Source organism: Ruminococcus sp. RTP21204st1_B2_RTP21204_210225 (genome assembly GCF_040914135.1).
Taxonomy (GTDB): domain Bacteria; phylum Bacillota; class Clostridia; order Oscillospirales; family Ruminococcaceae; genus Hominimerdicola; species Hominimerdicola aceti.
Genome location: NZ_JBCPGA010000045.1, coordinates 1 through 18,570, shown reverse-complemented (window position 1 = coordinate 18,570; position 18,570 = coordinate 1). Strand labels below are relative to the sequence as shown.

The 18,570-nt window shown below is 43.3% G+C and carries 18 protein-coding genes and 2 pseudogenes; 17 read left to right on the top strand and 3 right to left on the bottom strand.

Annotation, left to right across the window (positions count from 1 at the left end):
• The 3 genes and pseudogenes from AB5123_RS12110 to AB5123_RS12100 all read right to left on the bottom strand — a co-directional run.
• Positions 1 to 533: AAA family ATPase (locus tag AB5123_RS12110; protein ID WP_368364876.1), on the bottom strand; the 533-nt coding region annotated here is incomplete at its 3' end.
• Positions 534 to 797: 264 nt separating this feature from the next.
• Positions 798 to 1,193, bottom strand: a pseudogene (locus AB5123_RS12105) (ATP-binding cassette domain-containing protein); the annotation flags it as partial.
• Between the two features lie 280 nt (positions 1,194 to 1,473).
• A complete protein-coding gene (locus AB5123_RS12100) occupies positions 1,474 to 1,944 on the bottom strand; it encodes a hypothetical protein (RefSeq protein WP_337812085.1) in 471 nt (156 codons plus the stop codon).
• A 114-nt stretch (positions 1,945 to 2,058) separates the two neighbouring features.
• On the opposite strand from AB5123_RS12100, the gene AB5123_RS12095 reads away from it, so the two are divergent.
• From AB5123_RS12095 to AB5123_RS12015, 17 genes and pseudogenes are all read left to right on the top strand, one after another.
• A complete protein-coding gene (locus AB5123_RS12095) occupies positions 2,059 to 2,298 on the top strand; it encodes a helix-turn-helix transcriptional regulator (RefSeq protein WP_337670452.1) in 240 nt (79 codons plus the stop codon).
• Between the two features lie 161 nt (positions 2,299 to 2,459).
• The gene (locus AB5123_RS12090) at positions 2,460 to 4,016 is read left to right on the top strand and encodes a type I restriction-modification system subunit M (RefSeq protein WP_368364875.1); all 1,557 of its coding nucleotides are present in this window, start codon (positions 2,460 to 2,462) and stop codon (positions 4,014 to 4,016) included.
• Between the two features lie 9 nt (positions 4,017 to 4,025).
• Positions 4,026 to 4,670, top strand: coding sequence for a hypothetical protein (locus tag AB5123_RS12085; RefSeq protein ID WP_138338339.1), 645 nt, complete (start codon positions 4,026 to 4,028; stop codon positions 4,668 to 4,670).
• Between the two features lie 9 nt (positions 4,671 to 4,679).
• On the top strand, positions 4,680 to 5,297 hold the full coding sequence (locus tag AB5123_RS12080) for a restriction endonuclease subunit S (protein WP_368364874.1): 618 nt from the start codon (positions 4,680 to 4,682) through the stop codon (positions 5,295 to 5,297).
• A gap of 16 nt (positions 5,298 to 5,313) precedes the next feature.
• Entirely contained in the window at positions 5,314 to 5,895 is a 582-nt protein-coding gene (locus AB5123_RS12075; protein ID WP_368364877.1) for a restriction endonuclease subunit S, read from the top strand.
• Positions 5,896 to 6,747, top strand: coding sequence for a DUF4238 domain-containing protein (locus AB5123_RS12070; protein WP_368364873.1), 852 nt, complete (start codon positions 5,896 to 5,898; stop codon positions 6,745 to 6,747).
• A gap of 56 nt (positions 6,748 to 6,803) precedes the next feature.
• Complete coding sequence (locus AB5123_RS12065; protein ID WP_368364872.1) at positions 6,804 to 7,622, top strand: hypothetical protein; 819 nt, start codon at positions 6,804 to 6,806, stop codon at positions 7,620 to 7,622.
• Between the two features lie 11 nt (positions 7,623 to 7,633).
• Positions 7,634 to 10,747: a type I restriction endonuclease subunit R gene (locus AB5123_RS12060; protein WP_337812092.1), complete on the top strand. Its 3,114-nt coding sequence runs from the start codon at positions 7,634 to 7,636 to the stop codon at positions 10,745 to 10,747.
• 871 nt (positions 10,748 to 11,618) lie between these two features.
• Positions 11,619 to 11,837, top strand: coding sequence for a hypothetical protein (locus AB5123_RS12055; RefSeq protein WP_337812093.1), 219 nt, complete (start codon positions 11,619 to 11,621; stop codon positions 11,835 to 11,837).
• A gap of 180 nt (positions 11,838 to 12,017) precedes the next feature.
• A complete protein-coding gene (locus AB5123_RS12050) occupies positions 12,018 to 12,476 on the top strand; it encodes a hypothetical protein (RefSeq protein ID WP_337812094.1) in 459 nt (152 codons plus the stop codon).
• Positions 12,477 to 12,488: 12 nt separating this feature from the next.
• Positions 12,489 to 12,716, top strand: a pseudogene (locus AB5123_RS12045) (flavodoxin); the annotation flags it as partial.
• A gap of 13 nt (positions 12,717 to 12,729) precedes the next feature.
• A complete protein-coding gene (locus AB5123_RS12040; RefSeq protein ID WP_368364871.1) occupies positions 12,730 to 13,617 on the top strand; it encodes an aldo/keto reductase in 888 nt (295 codons plus the stop codon).
• Positions 13,618 to 13,628: 11 nt separating this feature from the next.
• Positions 13,629 to 14,075: a flavodoxin family protein gene (locus AB5123_RS12035; protein WP_368364870.1), complete on the top strand. Its 447-nt coding sequence runs from the start codon at positions 13,629 to 13,631 to the stop codon at positions 14,073 to 14,075.
• Between the two features lie 129 nt (positions 14,076 to 14,204).
• Positions 14,205 to 15,095 (top strand): LysR family transcriptional regulator, encoded by an 891-nt coding sequence (locus AB5123_RS12030; protein ID WP_368364869.1) that lies wholly within the window; start codon positions 14,205 to 14,207, stop codon positions 15,093 to 15,095.
• A 99-nt stretch (positions 15,096 to 15,194) separates the two neighbouring features.
• Positions 15,195 to 15,908: a flavodoxin gene (locus AB5123_RS12025; protein ID WP_368364867.1), complete on the top strand. Its 714-nt coding sequence runs from the start codon at positions 15,195 to 15,197 to the stop codon at positions 15,906 to 15,908.
• 35 nt (positions 15,909 to 15,943) lie between these two features.
• Positions 15,944 to 17,974: an alpha/beta hydrolase-fold protein gene (locus AB5123_RS12020; protein WP_368364866.1), complete on the top strand. Its 2,031-nt coding sequence runs from the start codon at positions 15,944 to 15,946 to the stop codon at positions 17,972 to 17,974.
• Positions 17,956 to 18,228, top strand: coding sequence for a hypothetical protein (locus tag AB5123_RS12015; RefSeq protein ID WP_368364865.1), 273 nt, complete (start codon positions 17,956 to 17,958; stop codon positions 18,226 to 18,228). The genes AB5123_RS12020 and AB5123_RS12015 overlap by 19 nt, the downstream gene beginning before the upstream one ends.
• Positions 18,229 to 18,570: the final 342 nt, after the last annotated feature.

Genomic DNA, 18,570 nt, shown 5'->3' with positions numbered 1-18,570 from the left:
GGGTCGATATCTTTGCATTTTCTAGTGTGATGTACAACTATTATTGCGATTTCAAGTTTGTCAGCAAGTGCTTTCAGCACAGACAGCTCTTTGTAATCTGAACCATAGCTTGAATCAGTATCGCTGCGAACCATTTGCAGAGTGTCAATGAACACAATTTTTAGACCGCAATGTTCAATTTTAAAACTTTCGATTTGTTCTTCAAGTCCGTTGCCGATAGATTCAGACATAACAGAGAAGTACAAATTTTCAGTTGGCACATCAGTTATTTCATACAACCGATTTTGAATACGAACATAGCTATCCTCTAAACACAAATACAATGCCGTGCCCTGCAATGTTTTCTGACCTAAAACACTTTCTCCTTTCGCTATTGACAGGCACATATCCAGTGCCAGCCAAGACTTTCCGACCTTTGGTGCTCCTGCTAAAATGTATAGACCTTGTGCGATCAAGCCGTCTATAACGAACTCAACAGGCTTATACACAGTGGTCATGATATCCTCACAGGATCGAGTGATGAGTTTTTTCACGCTACCAGACCTCCTATTCTATTTTCAAGTTTCTATTTTTGATTCACCATTTTTGCTTGCGGCAAAATATTTATACAAAACAAAAAACTCGCAAAGACGTTTAAATCTTTACGAGTTTTTATTATTCTCCATTCTTATGGTATCGCATCTTGATACATTTGTCAAGAGGTATAGAGTCTTTTCATTGTTTTGTACAAAAAGTTAGATTTTGATACTAGGGTAAAATGTGCGTTTTCGCCGTCGCACTGTGAGATACCCCCTATGTCAAAACGTGTTCTCACTTATCACACCCTTATCCATTTCGTGTACAGTATTGCACAGCACTGAGATGTCCTCCGCAGAGTGTGAGCATATAAGAATAGTCTTGCCCTGCTCCTTGTATGAAAGTAGGTACTCACGCATTTCTTTTACGCCGTCCTTGTCAAGACCATTGAAAGGCTCGTCAAGAATGAGTATCTTCGGATTTTCCATAATGGCTTGTGCAAGTCCCAAACGCTGCCGCATACCTAGGCTGTATTTGCGGACGTGTCGCTTTAGTTCGGGATCAAGTCCCACCTGTTTCATACTGCTTTTTATCTCATCTTTGCCGATCTTGTTGTTCAGCCCCGCAAGAAGTTTGAGATTTTTGTATCCACTGTAATACGGTATAAACCCAGGTGTGCAAATTGCGGCACTCCCACTAAACGAAAAGTTACGGTATGTATAGTCGATATTGCGGTATTGAGGATAATATTGGTAAACTTTGAATGATAAAAACGTTTATTATGTAGCTTATTACTTTGTAGGATCATGGGTTATAAACTGCCTCCGCTCAAAATGGCAGAACGGATTTTATGTGATAGCAAACAGCTATATTTCGGTATAATATAAAGGCTATGCTCTCCGTAACCATATGTGTACGGAAGGCATAGCCCTGACTTTTTTCTTTTCAGATGCTTATTCAGTTTTCGTCTGCAAGGTTCACTATCTTCTTGCCCTGTTTCTCAGCGTATTGTATCGTGCGGTATGCTCCGCCGCTTTTGTGCTGAATACAGCATATCACAAGGTCGGCACGGTCTATCATGCTCCGATTTCGGACTTGGATAGCGGACTTAGGGTGTGCTTCGGACGATTCGGCACACACCTCAACTTCATCATAATAGTCAAGGTACTCTTTTTCGTTGGCACGGTACTCCGCTTTCATATATGGCAGGACAAGTGTAAAATGGGTATTGCCGTAATTGTAACTGTGGACAGCTCGCTTAATGGCAGCAGAAGCAAGCAAATCAAAATTTCCGTTCCATCCGATCAGGAAGTCAACATACTCTTTCTGCGTTATCAGGTCATGCAGGAGCTTGTCAAGGCGTTCTTCTATCTCCGTTCCACGCTCTATGTATCTATGCCCGAAAAAGCTGACAGTGTAGATGTTCATAACTTAATTCCTTCATATAATACTATATACATAGTAGCATTGAATATGTATATTGTCAAGAGGTAACAATCAAGATAGAATATTATTGAGGGGTGATGTTATGGACGGCTCTAAATCGGTCATTACGTCATTACAATAAAGGAATATGGTAAGATCAGCATACACCTGAAAGAGATAATGGACAGCAAAGGTATCACACGGAACTACCTTGCAAGGATCTCCAATACTCGCTTTGAGGTCATCAACAAGTGGTACAATGGTGTTGTAGAAAAAATGGACTTGGATATTCTCGCCCGTATCTGCTATGTGTTGGAATGTTCTCCTGCCGATATAATCAAATATGATAAACAGTGAAGCGTTTTAGCCTTATGGGTTGAGACGCTTTTTGTATTTTTCTCGGTGAAAACGGAGAAAAAACTCGATTTGATGATTGACTAATTGTGCAGTTTTTGCTATAATTATAGGATAGATAGTAACTATTTGATAGCATACTAAACGAAAGCGAGTTATGACTTATGATAGATAATAAGAAAGAGCAGGAACGTGCTGAGCTGCACCGCACGATATGGGGAATCGCTAACGATCTGCGTGGTAGTGTGGACGGCTGGGACTTCAAGAATTATGTCCTCGTTATGCTGTTTTACCGCTATATCTCGGAAAATCTGACCAACTATATCAATGCAGGAGAGATTGAAGCAGGCACTCCCGATTTTGATTATACAAAGCTGTCGGACGATGAAGCGGAAGCTGCCCGTGAGGATATGGTGCAGACTAAGGGCTTTTTCATTCTGCCGTCACAGCTTTTCTGTAATGTACTTGCAAAGGCTGATTCGGACGAAAACCTCAATGAAACACTTGAGGGCATATTCCGCAGCATTGAAGGCTCTGCCCAGGGCTGTGAGAGCGAGGACGATTTCAAGGGGTTGTTCGACGATTTCGATGTGAACAGCAACAAGCTCGGCGGAACTGTCGCAAAGCGTAACGAACGCCTTGTAAAGCTGATGAATGGTGTCGCTTCTATGCAGCTCGGTGATTATCAGGAGAACTCCATTGATGCGTTCGGTGATGCCTATGAGTATCTCATGGGTATGTACGCTTCAAATGCAGGCAAGTCCGGCGGTGAGTATTACACTCCGCAGGAGGTTTCCGAACTGCTCACACGGCTTGCAACGGCAGGAAAAACTGAGGTCAACAAGGTCTATGATCCTGCCTGTGGTTCGGGTTCGCTGTTGCTGAAAGCCGCCAAAATTCTTGGAAAAGACAAGGTGCGTCAAGGCTTTTTCGGACAGGAGATCAACATTACAACATACAACCTTTGCCGTATCAATATGTTCCTACACGATATTGATTACGACAAATTCAACATTGCTCATGAGGATACGCTGACAGAGCCGCAGCATTTGGACGATGAGCCTTTTGAGGTCATTGTATCAAATCCGCCCTACTCGATCAAGTGGGAGGGCGATGCCAATCCGCTGCTGATAAACGATCCCCGTTTTTCTCCTGCGGGCGTGCTTGCGCCTAAGTCTAAGGCTGACCTCGCTTTCATTATGCACTCACTTTCGTGGCTTGCGAATAACGGTGCCGCTGCTATAGTATGTTTTCCCGGCGTGATGTATCGTGGCGGTGCAGAAAAGAAAATACGCAAGTATCTGATCGACAACAACTTTGTTGACTGTATTATTCAGCTCCCTGACAATCTGTTTTACGGCACTTCTATCGCAACCTGTATTATGGTGCTGAAAAAGAACAAGACCGCAAACAGCACACTTTTCATTGATGCTTCAAAGGAGTGCGTCAAGGTCACGAACAACAACAAACTGACCGAGGAGAATATCTCAAAGATCGTGGCAGCCTTCACCGAACGCACAGACAGCGAATACTTCTGCCGTCTTGTGCCTAATTCTGAAATTGCCGAGAATGACTATAATCTGTCCGTTTCGACTTATGTTGAGCAAGAGGACACAAGAGAGGTCATTGACATTGCAGTGCTGAATGCGGAGATTGCTGAGATCGTCAAGCGTGAAGATGTGCTGAGGGCAGAGATAGACCGCATTATTGCGGAGATCTGAGATTGATTTATGACTGATGTATTAAAAAACTATGGATTTTGGCTCTCAGTTATAACAGTTTTGGCAGCAGTTATTGCACTTTTTCAATCACATAAACAAGTCAAAATCAGTAATAGGCAAGCACTTTTAGACAGAAGAATCAACAAGTTTTTATTGTTTAAAGATTTATTAGCAAATTATAGTAATAGTATAACCTTGTTGGAAGAATCTATTTTAAGTCAAGATGTTGAATTTCCTTTTATTTATCTGACTAATTGCTCTTCATTAGAAATGATTGCTAATGTGATGAAAAATCCTTTATCGCATGAAGAAAAAAACTTATTTCTAACTAAATGCGAAGAGTTGGAAAAAAGTGCCATTGAAGTTGAACTAATATTTAAAAGCTCTGTATCCAAATATATGGCTGAATTTATTATAGTTTATAAAAAACTATTACAAGCGATGCATCGTCAGCAAATTGCTTTAAATGGCTTAAAAGATAACAACTTTGATCAAAAATCTTGTATGTCGCTTGATATATTTCAAGAAAAAGTGCATGATTGGGCTGAAAAAAACAAATTATACGAAACAGCAGACACATTAAAAAAACTATATCAACTTATAAATGATAGAGAAGTTGAAAAGAAAATTAGAAAAGAGATTAGCTTAATATAGGTGATAACAATGACCAAACTTGAACAACTTATAAAAGAGCTTTGCCCTAACGGAGTGAAGTATGTTGCAATAAAGGACTATTTCACAAGGTTGAAAGGTACACCAATAACTGCTGGCAAGATGAAAGAAATAGACTCGCCTGACGGTGAAATTAGAATATTTGCAGGCGGCAAAACAGTAATCAACGCACACGAAAAAGATATTCCTAATGCAAATATAACAAGAGTTCCTGCGGTGTTGGTGCAGTCAAGAGGGGTTATTGACTTCATATATTACGAAAAGCCCTTTACATTTAAGAATGAAATGTGGGCATATACTGCTGAAAATAAAATCACTGTAAAATATTTGTACTATTTTTTACAGAATAATACGCAGCATTTCAGAGATTCGGCTTCTGGAATGGGCTCTCTCCCTCAGATTTCACTTCATGTTACAGAGGACTTCAAAATTCCTGTACCGCCTTTGGAGGTACAGGCTGAAATTGTCAAGATACTTGACGAATACAGTACAAGCGTAACCGCCTTACAGCAGGAACTTGAAAAAGAGCTTACAGCTCGCAAAAAGCAGTATGAATACTATCGTGACTTCCTGTTAGACTTCGACGTACACGAGGGGGGGGACAAATGAGTGTGAATGGCGAACAATCAAGGAGATTTTCGATATTCGTAATGGCTATACACCATCAAAATCCAATGTAGAATATTGGGAAAATGGCATCATTCCGTGGTTTCGCATGGACGATATAAGAGAAAATGGTCGTATTCTTTCAAATTCTATACAACATATCGCAAGAAAAGGCGTAAAAAAATCAGGTATATTTCCTGCCAATTCGTTGATCATGTCTACAACTGCGACTATTGGAGAACACGCATTAATTAAAACAAATTTTGTATGTAACCAACAAATAACCTGTTTTTCATTGAAACAAGAGTATAGCAGTAAGATAAATATAAAATTTGTTTTTTATCTTTTTTTCAACTTTGGCGAATGGTGCAGAAATAATGTCAATAATGGTGGGGGCTTGCCAATTATAAATACAGCTAAACTTTCAACTTATAAAATTCCTATCCCGACAATTGAAAAACAAAAGCGAATAGTATCAATCCTTGACCGTTTTGACAAGCTATGTAATGATATTTCCGAGGGCTTGCCTGCGGAGATCGAAGCAAGACGGAAACAGTATGAGTATTATAGGGATAAACTTCTTTCCTTTAAGGAGCAGTAAATGGCACAAAACAAGCCTACGACCGATGAACACTATATCCCTCAGTGCTACCTGAAACAGTTTTCCTCGGACGGAGAACGCATATACCAATACGATGTTTTATCGGGCAAGCAAACTCCCGTGCCTGTTCCTACAAAAAGTGTGTGCTATCAGAAACACCTTTATGAGTTTAGGGATAGTTCGGGAGCTTTTGCATACAGAAATCTGATAGAAAAGAGCTTTGGTATCTATGAGGGAGAGTTCGCCAAAACTTTTCGTTCTGTCATCTCAAAATCCCGAATCGAAGCCAATTATCACACATTATGCTTTTTGTCCCCGAAAGAAAAAGCATTATTGGTATTCTTTCTCTCGACGATGATCGTTAGAAATCCCGATGTGTTGCAAGCCACCCAGGAGACGGCATTGGAGTTTTTCGGAGACCAGATAACAGAAATATCAGCGAGAAATCTTGCACTGCAAACTTGCTTGCCGATATATAAGGCTCTCGATACTGAGGAAAGAAACCTCCTAAACCCTGTTATGTGGTTCTTTGAGGATATGTCATTCCAGATCGGTGTGGCTGATTCAGAGGTGTTTTTTACAAGCGATAGCCCTGTTATCTTATTTGGGACAAATCAGCCGGTCAAACTCGACGAGGTAATAATGCCTATATCACCCAATATAGTGCTGTTTATGAAACCTTATGATAATACAAGGAGAGGCTTTTATAACCGCCTAACGGAGTTAAGACCAGAAGATATAAAATATGTCAATAAAGCTGTTGTGACACACTGCAAACGGTGGATTTATTCTCAAACTCCATTGACTGATAAGCAAATAAAATGGATAACAAAAGAGCGAGCATCATACTGATTGTGTCAATAATAATAGTCAAAATAAATCTATGAAGGAAATACATGGGGGTAGCTATGCGATTAAGCGATATATTAAGTAAAGAACCTATGAAAGAATTTATTGCTGTAGATAATTTTGCTCCGAAAAATTCTGCTCAAATAGGAAAAAGTTATAAAATTGAAGTTGGAAAAGTTTTTCTTAATCAGAAGTGCAATAATTGTAATCAGGTTCATCAATTCTATTCGGATGAAATACTATACTTTATGCCTATTAACGCCGACTTACTAAGCATTGATTGTCGGTTAACTTGTCAATATTGTGGTAAGACCTCTGTGCCGGTATGGTTTTTGATTCAGGTTGAAGGAATGAGTATGACTAAGGGGCAGAAAAGTGTGAATATATTGTCTACTGCTAAAGTCAGATTACTACATAGGCATTTTAAATATTCATCAGAAGTTGAGCCGGAACCTCTAAAGTATAAAAAGGAGTATTCTGATTTACTTATTAAGGCTGATCAGGCTTACTATGATCAATTAGGTGCAGGTGCTCTGGTATATTTAAGAAAGCTATATGAAATGGTAACGGTTGATGTCGCAAAAGATAACGGCGTCGCATACCAGGACAGAAACGGAAAAACGCTAAACTTTCGGGAGTTGCTTACAAGAGTAAATGGTCAATGTTCAATCATTCCACAAGAGTTCTCAGCTAACGGTTATCAGCTATTTAGCGAATTAAGTGAGATTGTTCATAGTAGTTCAACTGACGAAGAAGTTGGAATGAAAAAGTATACATCTCTTAGAAGGTTGATAGTTGGAATACTTGATAATATTGATGATAAACGAAAAAAAGAAGAGTTAACAGCAGCAACAAGAGAATTGTCTTGGTCGGTTTAAGGAGGAACATAATGTCGTATATTAATATTATATCCCAATCGAATGAGAATACAGTAGTAACAGAGTATACTCCTGAACCTCGAAGTGCAGATACATACCAAAGTGAAGCTGAGCTTGAAAAGAAATTTATTCATCGCCTTGAAGAATTAGGATATGAATATCTTTCTATTCACAATGAAAGCGCTTTAGTTGATAATCTTCGTCACCAGATTGAAAAGCTGAATAATTATGTGTTTTCAGACGATGAATGGAGCTTGTTCCTTAATACTGTAATAGCTAATAATAACGAAGGTATCGTTGAGAAAACAAAGACGATACAGGAAGATAGCGTAAAGGTCTTGAAACGTGATGACGGCACGTCGAAAAATATCACGCTGATCGACAAGAAGAATATCCACAACAATCATCTGCAAGTTATCAATCAGTATGAGGTCGATACTGGAAAACGGCAGAATCGCTATGATGTGACGGTGCTTGTCAACGGCTTTCCACTTGTGCATATCGAACTGAAAAGACGTGGTGTGCCTATCCGTGAAGCGTTCAACCAGATAGACCGCTATCAGCGTGACAGCTTTTGGGCAGGCTCAGGGCTGTTTGAGTATGTGCAGATATTTGTTATTTCCAACGGTACGAATACGAAATATTACAGCAACACTACTCGTTTCAATGCCGTGAAAGAAGCGGGCAAGTCTAAGAAAAAGACCAAAACAAGCAATTCCTTTGAGTTTACGAGCTTTTGGGCTGATGCGAGCAATAAGGTCATTCCTGATCTTGTGGACTTTACAAAGACTTTTTTCGCAAAGCATACTATCCTCAATATACTGACAAAATACTGCATTTTCACAAGCGAAAATCTGCTGCTCGTTATGCGTCCGTATCAGATCGTTGCAACAGAGAGAATACTCAACCGTATAGAAATTGCCAATAACTACAAGAAATACGGCTCTGTTGCAGGCGGTGGATATATCTGGCATACAACAGGTTCGGGCAAAACCTTGACCTCGTTCAAGTCGGCTCGACTGGCTTCAAAGCTCGAATATATCGACAAGGTGCTGTTTGTCGTTGACCGTAAAGACCTCGACTATCAGACCATGCGCGAGTATGACCGCTTTGAAAAGGGTGCCGCAAACAGCAATACCTCGACTACGGTTCTGAAAAGACAGCTCGAAAATCCTGACTGCCGTATCATCATCACTACCATTCAGAAACTCGCTACATTCATCAAAAAGAATAATACCCACGAAGTCTATGACAAGCGCGTAGTCATAATCTTTGATGAGTGTCATAGAAGTCAATTTGGTGATATGCACCAGGCAATTACCAAGAAATTCAAGAAGTATCACCTATTCGGCTTTACAGGTACGCCTATATTTGCTATCAATTCGGGTACAAGCAAAAATCCGAACCTACGCACCACGGCACAGGCTTTCGGAGATCAGCTTCATTCCTATACGATCGTTGACGCTATCAATGACAAGAATGTTCTTCCGTTCCGTGTGGACTATATCAAAACTATGGACAAAGAAGAAGATATCGAAGATGTCAAAGTATGGGACATTGACCGTGAAAAGGCATATATGTCCCCGAAACGTATCTCACTTGTGACCGAATATATCTTAGACCACTTTGACCAAAAGACCTACCGTAAGGCTTTTGAGCGCACATACAGCTATAACGTGCTGACAAATGTTTCAGAGGTGGCTGATGCGAAAAAGCGTGAGCAGGTGCAGGAGATCAAGCAGAAACAGCGTGTTAGCGGTTTCAACTCCATATTTGCGGTATCCTCGGTGCAGGCTGCCAAGCTCTATTATGAGGAATTCCTGAAACAGATGACTGCTAACCCCGAAAAATCTTTGAAAATAGCGATAATATACAGCTACGGAGCGAATGAGGAAGATCCTGACGGTATCCTCGATGAAGAAAATCCCGAAGATACTTCTGCACTCGATTCCACTTCAAGAGATTTCCTTGAAAAAGCTATCAGTGACTATAACAAGCAGTTCAACACCAATTACGATACGTCAAGCGACAAGTTTCAAAGTTACTATAAGGACGTTTCACTCCGTATGAAGAATAAGGAGCTTGACCTACTGATTGTAGTCAATATGTTCCTGACAGGCTTTGATGCAACTACACTCAATACGCTGTGGGTAGATAAAAACCTGAAAATGCACGGTCTGATACAGGCATACAGCCGTACTAACCGCATACTCAACTCTATCAAAACATTCGGCAATATCGTATGTTTCAGAGCATTGCAGAAGCGGACGGACGCTGCTATCTCCCTTTTTGGAGATAAAGAAGCCGGCGGTATTGTGACCTTGCAGAGTTTCGGTGATTATTACAACGGCTATGAGGACAGCAAGGGCAAGCACGTTGACGGCTATGTGGATATGATAGACAAGCTGCTGAAAGATTTTCCGCTTGACGAACCGCAGATCATAGGAGAAGAACGGCAGAAGGAGTTTATAGCTCTACTCGGCGCTATCCTGCGTATGCGTAATCTGCTTGTGAGCTTTGATGAGTTTGAGGGCAGAGAGATCATCTCGGAGAGAGATTTTCAGGACTACCTCGGACGGTATCAGGACTTGCGTGACGAGTGGGCTGAACGCCGTAAAAAAGGTGAGCTGACCGATATTGACGATGATATTGTCTTTGAAATAGAGCTTATCAAGCAGATAGAGATCAATATCGACTATATTCTTATGCTTGTAACAAAGTATCACGACAGTCATTGTACGGATAAGGAAGTGCTTATCACCATTCAGAAGGCGGTTGATTCCAGCCCTGAGCTGAGAAGCAAGAAAGACCTTATCGAGAATTTCATTAACGGCATCAACGATGTTGATGATGTCATGAACGAGTGGCACAGCTATGTTGCCGAGGAGCGCGAAAAGGCGCTTGTTGCTCTGATAACCGAGGAAAAGCTCAAAGAGGAAGAAACAAGGGCATTTGTAGCAGGTGCTTTCCGTGACGGCGGTATCAAGACAACAGGTACGGACATAGACAAAATACTGCCTGCCGTGTCCCGTTTCGGCGGGGGAGGCGGCAACCGCAAGGCGAAGAAAGAAACAGTCATTGAGAAGCTAAAGGCTTTCTTTGAACGATTTTGGAATATAGGCTGATTGCAGTCCAATAGCCCAAAGTCTAATGACACACTGTGGATGATACAGCCTTTTATATCAGGATATGATTTGTTTGCGTTTTCAAGAGTATGGCAGCAGAGCGAAACTCTCATATTATCTTCAATAGCTATCCCCAGCGGCATCAGATCAAATTGGTCTTCTTCGTGGATCTTCATAATTTCATCTGCAAGCACCTGATACTTCCAGGGGGCGTTTTTATGGCTGAGATGATCGTAAAATGCTTGTCTTGTAACCTCCAAAGCCTTGCAGTAAAAACTGATCCTTCCTGTGATCCTACCGTCATCAGTCTTTTTGAAAATGAACTTTAACCGTTCTTCTTTCCTGATTTCCGACGGTTTGCGGCGAAAAAAGCAGATGTTTCCTCCAGAAATTCATTCAGTTCTTCAAGCTCTCGGTTTTTCTTTTCAAGTTCTTTTATCCGTTTGTTTGCTGCCTGGAGCTGCTGCCTTGGTGGCAATCTCCTTTGCGAGCTTTATTGCCTGCTTTTTAAACTCTTCATCATATTGTTTTCCCGTTCCCATTGATGACACACTCCTTTGTTTTTATTATACTTTGATTGTTTTGTATGTGTAAAGTTTTATTATACAGGATTATTCTTTCTGACGGATCCCACTTGCTCCATATGTTGAACGCTTTTTGGGCGTTCTTGAATATGTCGTCAATAGAACGTTTGGTGTTTAGTTTTTCGTCAATGTAATCGGTATGGCCTTCATAAGCAAGGGCAAGTTGATTTTTTAAATCAAGAAATTTGTTATTAACAGGCGTGCCATAGGCAACACCTTATCAACGATTATTTGGTAAAGTTTAGACGGTTGGCTTTACAACAATAAAACCGAAAGGACAGATACAAATGATCGATGCGATGTGTAATTACAGACAGGGTGAAATCCACTCCGCCGAGTTCTCCGATGAGTTTAACAAGCTCTGCATACCGTTTGAAAATTCACTGAACGAGGAGCAGATTGAAGTGTTCCACAAGATACTGGACTGCGTGAGCGATACTGCTGCTGATGAAATGCGTTCCGCATACAAGGACGGTGCAGCTATGATGCAGGAGATTCAGGACTAAAATAATTACAGAATAAAAAAAGGAATGTTTTCGTGATCGGGGCATTGCCCTTTGACGATCCATAAGTATAGCATAGCAAGCTATAACCCAAAGGTTCAAACCATATAACCAATCGAAACTTCTCAAAGCCTTCTTTTCATGGTATAATATACACAAGGAACACGAATCGGAGGTGTTATCATGGAAGAAAAGGCAAAAAAGAAACTGACGGTCAAGGGACTTCTGAAAGCGCTTCTTGTTGTCCTGCTGATACTTGTCATCCTATCGCTTATCATCATTTTTGGCGGCAAGGGCAACAAGAATGATATTGCAATTATCAGAGGCGAAAGTGGAACGAAGTCGCTTGTGGTATATTTCTCTCAGGCAGACGTAGTTGATCTCGACAAGACCGATGCTGTTTCATCGGCAAGTATGAGAACGGATAACAGCAGAAATGTTTACGGCAACACAGAGTACGTTGCAAGACTGTTTCAGCAAGCAACGGGTGCAGATCTGTACAGTATTCAGACAAGCAGGCTATATTACGAGAGCTATCCGCTGACGGCTTATCGTGCGTTCTGGGAGGAACTGTTTAACACTCGTCCGAAGCTGATCGGACTTCCAGACGATCTCGATCAGTATGATACGATCTATATCTGATTTCCCGTATGGTGGTTCAATGCCCCGATGCCGATAGGTTCTTTCTTTGAGGAATACGATGTCAGCGGAAAGACCATTGTTCCGTTCTGCACAAATCAGGGCAGCGGCGTTGATTCGGGCTATGAGCTTCTGAAGGACGAATGTGACGGAGCAACGGTCGCAGAGGGTTTCAATGGAAACAATACCGATCTGAATGAAGTAACAAACTGGCTGAAAAGTCAGGGATATATCAATGACTAATAGGAGGTAAACTATGGAATATGTACAGCTCAACAACGGGATCAAAATGCCAATGCTCGGCTACGGCGTGTATCAGGTGACAAAGAACGAGTGCGAGAGGTGTGTGACCGATGCACTTTCGGTGGGCTATCGTCTGATCGACACGGCACAGAGCTATTTCAACGAGGAAGAAGTTGGTGCAGCTATCACAAAATCGGGTATTCCCCGTGAGAAGATTTTTCTCACAACTAAGGTCTGGGTGGAGCATTACGGCTATGAGGAGTGCAAGAAATCGGTCTACACTTCCCTCGAAAAGCTGAAAACCGACTATCTCGACCTGATGCTCCTGCACCAGCCGTTCAGCGATTATTACGGTGCATACCGTGCATTGGAGGATCTTTACAACGAGGGCGTTCTCCGTGCGATCGGCGTATCCAACTTCTATCCCGACAGACTGGTAGACATCGCCAGCTTTGCGAACATCGTGCCAATGGTAAATCAGGTGGAAACGCACGTCCTCAATCAGCAGAAGGTCGCCAAGGAGTACATGGACAAGTACGGCGTACAGTGTGAGGCGTGGGCGCCATTCGGCGAGGGCAGAGGCAGTCTGTTTGAGAATGAAACGCTCATAAATATCGGCAAAAAATATGGCAAGACCTCCGCACAGGTCATGCTCCGCTGGAATATTCAGCGCGGTGTTGTTGTGCTGCCGAAGTCCACACACAGAGAGCGAATGATACAAAATATCGATGTTTTCGACTTCACGCTCTCTGATGATGATATGACAGCGATCGCCGCCCTCGACACTGCGACAAGCTCGTTCTTTTCCCACTACGATCCTGCAATGGTGGAGTGGTTCGTGAAGATGGTCAAGGAACGCAAGAATAACAATCGCAGTGAGAAGGAAACAAAGAACTGGTAAGGAGAAATGATATGAGCATTTTATTTATCAACGGCAGCCCGAATCCTGATGGAAATACTGCCGGACTTGCGAAGATACTGCTGAATGGTAAGAATTACGAAACACTGAATCTGACAGACTATGTGATCGGCGTGTACGGACAGAAACTCCCTAACGATCAGTTTGATGAGGTGATCGCAAAGATCAAGGCGGCAGATGTACTTGTGATCGGCTCTCCACTTTACTGGCACAACATCTGTGGCAGTGTGCGTACTTTGCTTGACAGATGCTATGGTCCGGTCGTGCAAGGAGAACTGAGCGGTAAGCTGTTCTTTATCTTTCAGGGAGCAGCACCCGAAAAGTGGATGCTTGAAGCCGGAGAATATACAATGTCACGCTTTGCAGGGCTTTACGGACTTTCCTATGAGGGTATGATCGTGAACTCCTCCGATGCAAAAAAGCTGTCTGCAAAGGTATAAGATGTATGAAAGACCTGTCTGATGCATTTGGACAGGTCTTTTGGCATTAACCCAAAGGTTTATGCTTGCTTTTTCGTCGATGCTGTGATATAATGGAATATAGCAGATCTCTACGAAGGGAGCATTATTATGTATAATCATCAGCTCGACACATTTATCGTTGTCGCAGACAGCGGCAGCTTCAATAAAGCGGCGGAAGCACTGTTTATCTCGCCGCCTGCGGTCATCAAGCAGATCAATCTGCTGGAAGACAGTCTTGGTGTCCGTCTGTTTACACGCACGCACAGAGGATTACAGCTCACAAAGGCAGGACAGTCGTTTTATGAGGATGCGCGGTATATCATCGCCTATTGCCGTGAATCGGTGGAGCGGGCGAAGAAAGCCGATGACACACAACCGTCTGTACTTCGTATCGGTACATCGACCATGACACCCGGACAGACCATTGTGGATATGTGGACGCAGATCAGAGAGGAGATCCCCGACATCAAATTCCAGCTCGTCCCCTTTGAGAACACTCCCGAAAACGCAAGAGAGATACTCAAAAACATGGGAAAGAACATTGACATCGTATGCGGAGTTTATGATGAACGAGCACTGAAACACTGGCAGTGTGCGGCACAGTTCGTAGCAGATGTACCGATGCGCTGTGCAGTATCGGTCTATGATCCTCTTGCGAAAAAAGACAGACTGACAGTGGAAGACCTGCACGGCAGGTCGATCATGCTGATCCGTGAGGGCTGGAACGAGGAAACGGACAGGCTCCGCAAATGGCTCACGGAAGAACACCCTGAGATCAACATTGTGACATTTGATTTCATCAATCTCTCGGTGTTCAACGATTGCGAGAACAGCGATCATATCCTGATGTGTATTGATATGTGGTCAAATGTCCACCCGCTGCTGAAAACGCTGCCTGTGGACTGGGACTATTCCATGCCCTTTGGTCTGCTTCATGCACCGAAACCTAGCAAGACCGTGAAGCGGTTCCTGAATGCGGTGAAAAAGCTGAATAAGTAATAACCCAAAGGTTAATATGTAGAAACAAACGGAGACTTCTCATGAGGTCTCCGTTTTGTTATAATATAGGTAAAGAAAACCGAAACGGAGGTATTACTTATGAAACATACAATAAAAATCATGATTCCATTCCTGATGATCGCAGGATTGCTCACAGGCTGCGGAAGTCAGGTAACAACAGGTTCAAAAGCTGAAACAACACAAGCGACAAAAACAGAAACGACTACGGCAGTATCAGAACAAGAAACGCAGACAGAAACGGAGCAAACACCAGAAACTACTGATGCTGTGACCGAAGCTCCCGAAGAAACGACTGATGAGACCGTTGACAGTAATATTCTTGTGGTCTATTATTCGGCTCAGGAACATACCAAAGGTGTGGCAGAGATCGTTGCCGATGCACTTGGAGCAGATATGTTTGTGATCGAACCTGTGGAAACTTACACAGAGGACGACCTCAACTGGACGAATGAGCAGAGCCGAGTCGTGACAGAGCATAATGACGAGAACCGTCACACAGAACTTGTTTCCACGACTGTTGAGAACTGGGACAGCTATGATACTGTTCTGATCGGCTATCCCCTCTGGTGGAGAGAAGCCTCATGGGTGGTCAATGATTTTGTAATGGATAATGATTTCAGCGGGAAAGACGTTATCCCGTTCTGCACATCAATGTCAGACGGCATTGGCGACAGCGGTGTTCACCTTGCTGAAATGGCAGGTACGGGCAACTGGCTCGAAGGTATGCGGTTCAGTGAATATTACGATACTGCCGAAGTTACAGAATGGGTAGATAGTCTGAATTTGCAGTAAACGGTCAACACATCTTTCAGAAAGGAGCGAAGGAGATGAACGTTATAAAACGCTTTGCATTACTTGGAACAGTACTGATGTCATTTCTGACAGGCTGCGGAACACAGCAGGAAAACACAGCGAACTCGCAGACGATACCAAAAGCCGCCGTAAGTTCAGATACGGTGAAGGAGATCGCCCAGACGGGTATGAGTACCGCCGTTCCCGATATATATTTGCAGCCGATCGAACAGTCAGGAACAGTCACGCAGATCACTTATGACAGCAAGGACTTTGTCCGTGACGAGAGCGATATTACTAAGACTGCATACGTCTATCTTCCCTACGGCTACGATGAAAACGACACCGAAACACGCTACAACATCTGCTACTTGATGCACGGCTGGGGCGGTCATGCAGGTGAGTATTTTCAGTACGCAAACATCACGGATATGCTGGACAATATGATCGCTAAGGGCGATATTCCGCCTACGATATTTGTGTCCGCCACATTTTATAACGACAATTCAGACACGGGCTTTTCCGGTTCTGTTGCGGAGTTCAGACAGTTTCACCGTGACTTTGAGGAATACCTGATGCCTGCGGTAGAGGGACAGTTCCACACCTATGCGGAAAGCACCTCGCCCGACGATCTGAAAGCCAGCCGTGACCACCGAGCCTTCGGCGGATTCTCCCTCGGCTCGGTGACAACGTGGCTGCAATTCTGCTATGATTCCGACTATATCCGCTACTTCCTGCCCATGAGCGGTTCGTGCTGGTACTATGGAGGTTACGGCGATTTCCAGATCGAAAAAAACGTGGACTTCATTCAGCAGCTCATTCAGGACAACGACCTTGACGAGCGTGGTTTCTTCATCTATCACGGTGTCGGCACGAATGATACGGTGAAGTCCCAGTCCATTGACATGGCGGAGAAAATGCTCTCCCGCAGCGATATTTTCACGCCCGACCACTACGTTTTCTATCAGCGTGAGGGCGGTCAGCACGATCATGTTTCCTGTCGTGAGTTCATGTACAACGCTCTGCCGCTGTTCTTCGGAGGTGAGAACGTGCAGACAGATAGCTTTACTGAAAATACAACAGTCGCAGAGGTCAAAGCAAATGTAGCTTTCGGTGATTTCGGCAGACTGCTTTTTCCCGTGGACAGGACTGTTTCCGACGATATGACACTGAAAGATGTGAGTTCAAGCAGTACCTACACATGGTACAATTATATCAAGCCCGAAAAGACCGTTGAGATCGTCAATTACCTGAAAAACGCCGCAGAAAGCGGTCAGCAGATATTTTACAACATCTACACCGAGGAGGAAATGCAGGCGGATAGCAGTCTGCGTGACACGGGACTTTTCTTCTTCAAGGGTGAGGACAATGCGAAATTTGCTGTGTGCAATGCAGGCGGCGGATTTGCCTATGTGGGGGCGATGCACGACAGCTTTCCTCATGCTCTTGAACTGTCAAAAATGGGCTATAATGCCTTTGCACTGATCTACCGTCCCGATGCTCCCTATGATGACCTTGCGAGGGCGATCGAGTTTATTCATGACAATGCCAACACGCTGAAAGTCGATCCTGATGATTATTCCCTGTGGGGCGGCTCGGCAGGTGCAAGAATGGCGGCAACGCTTGGTAATTCGGACTATTTGCAGCAGCTCACAGGTCGCACTGACATCGGACAGGCAGGTGCGGTCATCATGCAGTACACGGGCTACACCTACACTTCAAAGGCGGACGCTCCGACTTATGTTTGCGTGGGAACGAGTGACGGTATCGCAAATTGGAAAACGATGCAGAGCCGCCTGAATACCCTTGAAAGCTACGGCATCCCCACGGAGTTCCATGCCTATGAGGGACTTCCGCACGGCTTCGGACTCGGCACGGGAACAGTCGCTGAGGGGTGGATCTACGATGCTGTGAACTTTTGGGAGGAGCAGTTTTCGGGAACGATCCCCACAAAGCGTGAGCCTGCCAATTTGCAGAACTGGCTGCTGACCAAGGCAAAAAACGCCCACGGCAATGACTACGACCTGAACCATGATGAGCGATGGATGTGTTTGATCTCCGCCTGATGAAACGTGAGCTTTTGAATGGAAGCATTGAATTCGGTACACAGGAAAAAGACGGCTTTATCGTGGATAATGTGCTGCATTCCGATACACAGGGCGATATCCATTTTTCAAGCTATATCCCCGAAAGCTATGACGGCTCTGAACCCTATGCGTTGTTCGTAACGCTCCCCGGTTGGGATGGGCTGTACTTAAAGGGCGTGGGTGCGAACCTCGGTGAAAGCTATCCTTTTGAAGCAAGAAATAATCCTGTATAATAAAACTTGACGCATACAAAACAATCAAAGTATAATAAAAACAAAGGAGTGTGTCATCAATGGGAACAGGAAAACAATATGATGAAGAGTTTAAAAAGCAGGCAATAAAGCTCGCAAAGGAGATTGGCACCAAGGCAGCAGCAGATGAAAGAAGAGTTGTTCTACAGCCGTGAGGACAAGTTGGAGAACTACACTATGAAAGATTTGAAGACTATGATCTGGAGATATTATTCCAATAACGTCAACATTACAATACACCTCCTTGCTCATAGCCATATATTACCTTAGTCTGTCCACTTTCTTCGCCAGGCCATCCGGATATGTTGTAAGCTTTGAACGCGT

What these genes read in the sequence shown, in the direction of transcription:
- AB5123_RS12090 (WP_368364875.1), top strand. Translation starts at nt 2,460, where the DNA reads ATGATAGATAATAAGAAAGAGCAGGAACGTGCTGAGCTGCACCGCACG.
- AB5123_RS12085 (WP_138338339.1), top strand. Translation starts at nt 4,026, where the DNA reads ATGACTGATGTATTAAAAAACTATGGATTTTGGCTCTCAGTTATAACA.
- AB5123_RS12050 (WP_337812094.1), top strand. Translation starts at nt 12,018, where the DNA reads ATGGAAGAAAAGGCAAAAAAGAAACTGACGGTCAAGGGACTTCTGAAA.
- AB5123_RS12030 (WP_368364869.1), top strand. Translation starts at nt 14,205, where the DNA reads ATGTATAATCATCAGCTCGACACATTTATCGTTGTCGCAGACAGCGGC.
- AB5123_RS12040 (WP_368364871.1), top strand. Translation starts at nt 12,730, where the DNA reads ATGGAATATGTACAGCTCAACAACGGGATCAAAATGCCAATGCTCGGC.
- AB5123_RS12025 (WP_368364867.1), top strand. Translation starts at nt 15,195, where the DNA reads ATGAAACATACAATAAAAATCATGATTCCATTCCTGATGATCGCAGGA.
- AB5123_RS12035 (WP_368364870.1), top strand. Translation starts at nt 13,629, where the DNA reads ATGAGCATTTTATTTATCAACGGCAGCCCGAATCCTGATGGAAATACT.
- AB5123_RS12080 (WP_368364874.1), top strand. Translation starts at nt 4,680, where the DNA reads ATGACCAAACTTGAACAACTTATAAAAGAGCTTTGCCCTAACGGAGTG.
- AB5123_RS12065 (WP_368364872.1), top strand. Translation starts at nt 6,804, where the DNA reads ATGCGATTAAGCGATATATTAAGTAAAGAACCTATGAAAGAATTTATT.
- AB5123_RS12100 (WP_337812085.1), bottom strand. Translation starts at nt 1,944, where the DNA reads ATGAACATCTACACTGTCAGCTTTTTCGGGCATAGATACATAGAGCGT.
- AB5123_RS12070 (WP_368364873.1), top strand. Translation starts at nt 5,896, where the DNA reads ATGGCACAAAACAAGCCTACGACCGATGAACACTATATCCCTCAGTGC.
- AB5123_RS12060 (WP_337812092.1), top strand. Translation starts at nt 7,634, where the DNA reads ATGTCGTATATTAATATTATATCCCAATCGAATGAGAATACAGTAGTA.
- AB5123_RS12055 (WP_337812093.1), top strand. Translation starts at nt 11,619, where the DNA reads ATGATCGATGCGATGTGTAATTACAGACAGGGTGAAATCCACTCCGCC.
- AB5123_RS12020 (WP_368364866.1), top strand. Translation starts at nt 15,944, where the DNA reads ATGAACGTTATAAAACGCTTTGCATTACTTGGAACAGTACTGATGTCA.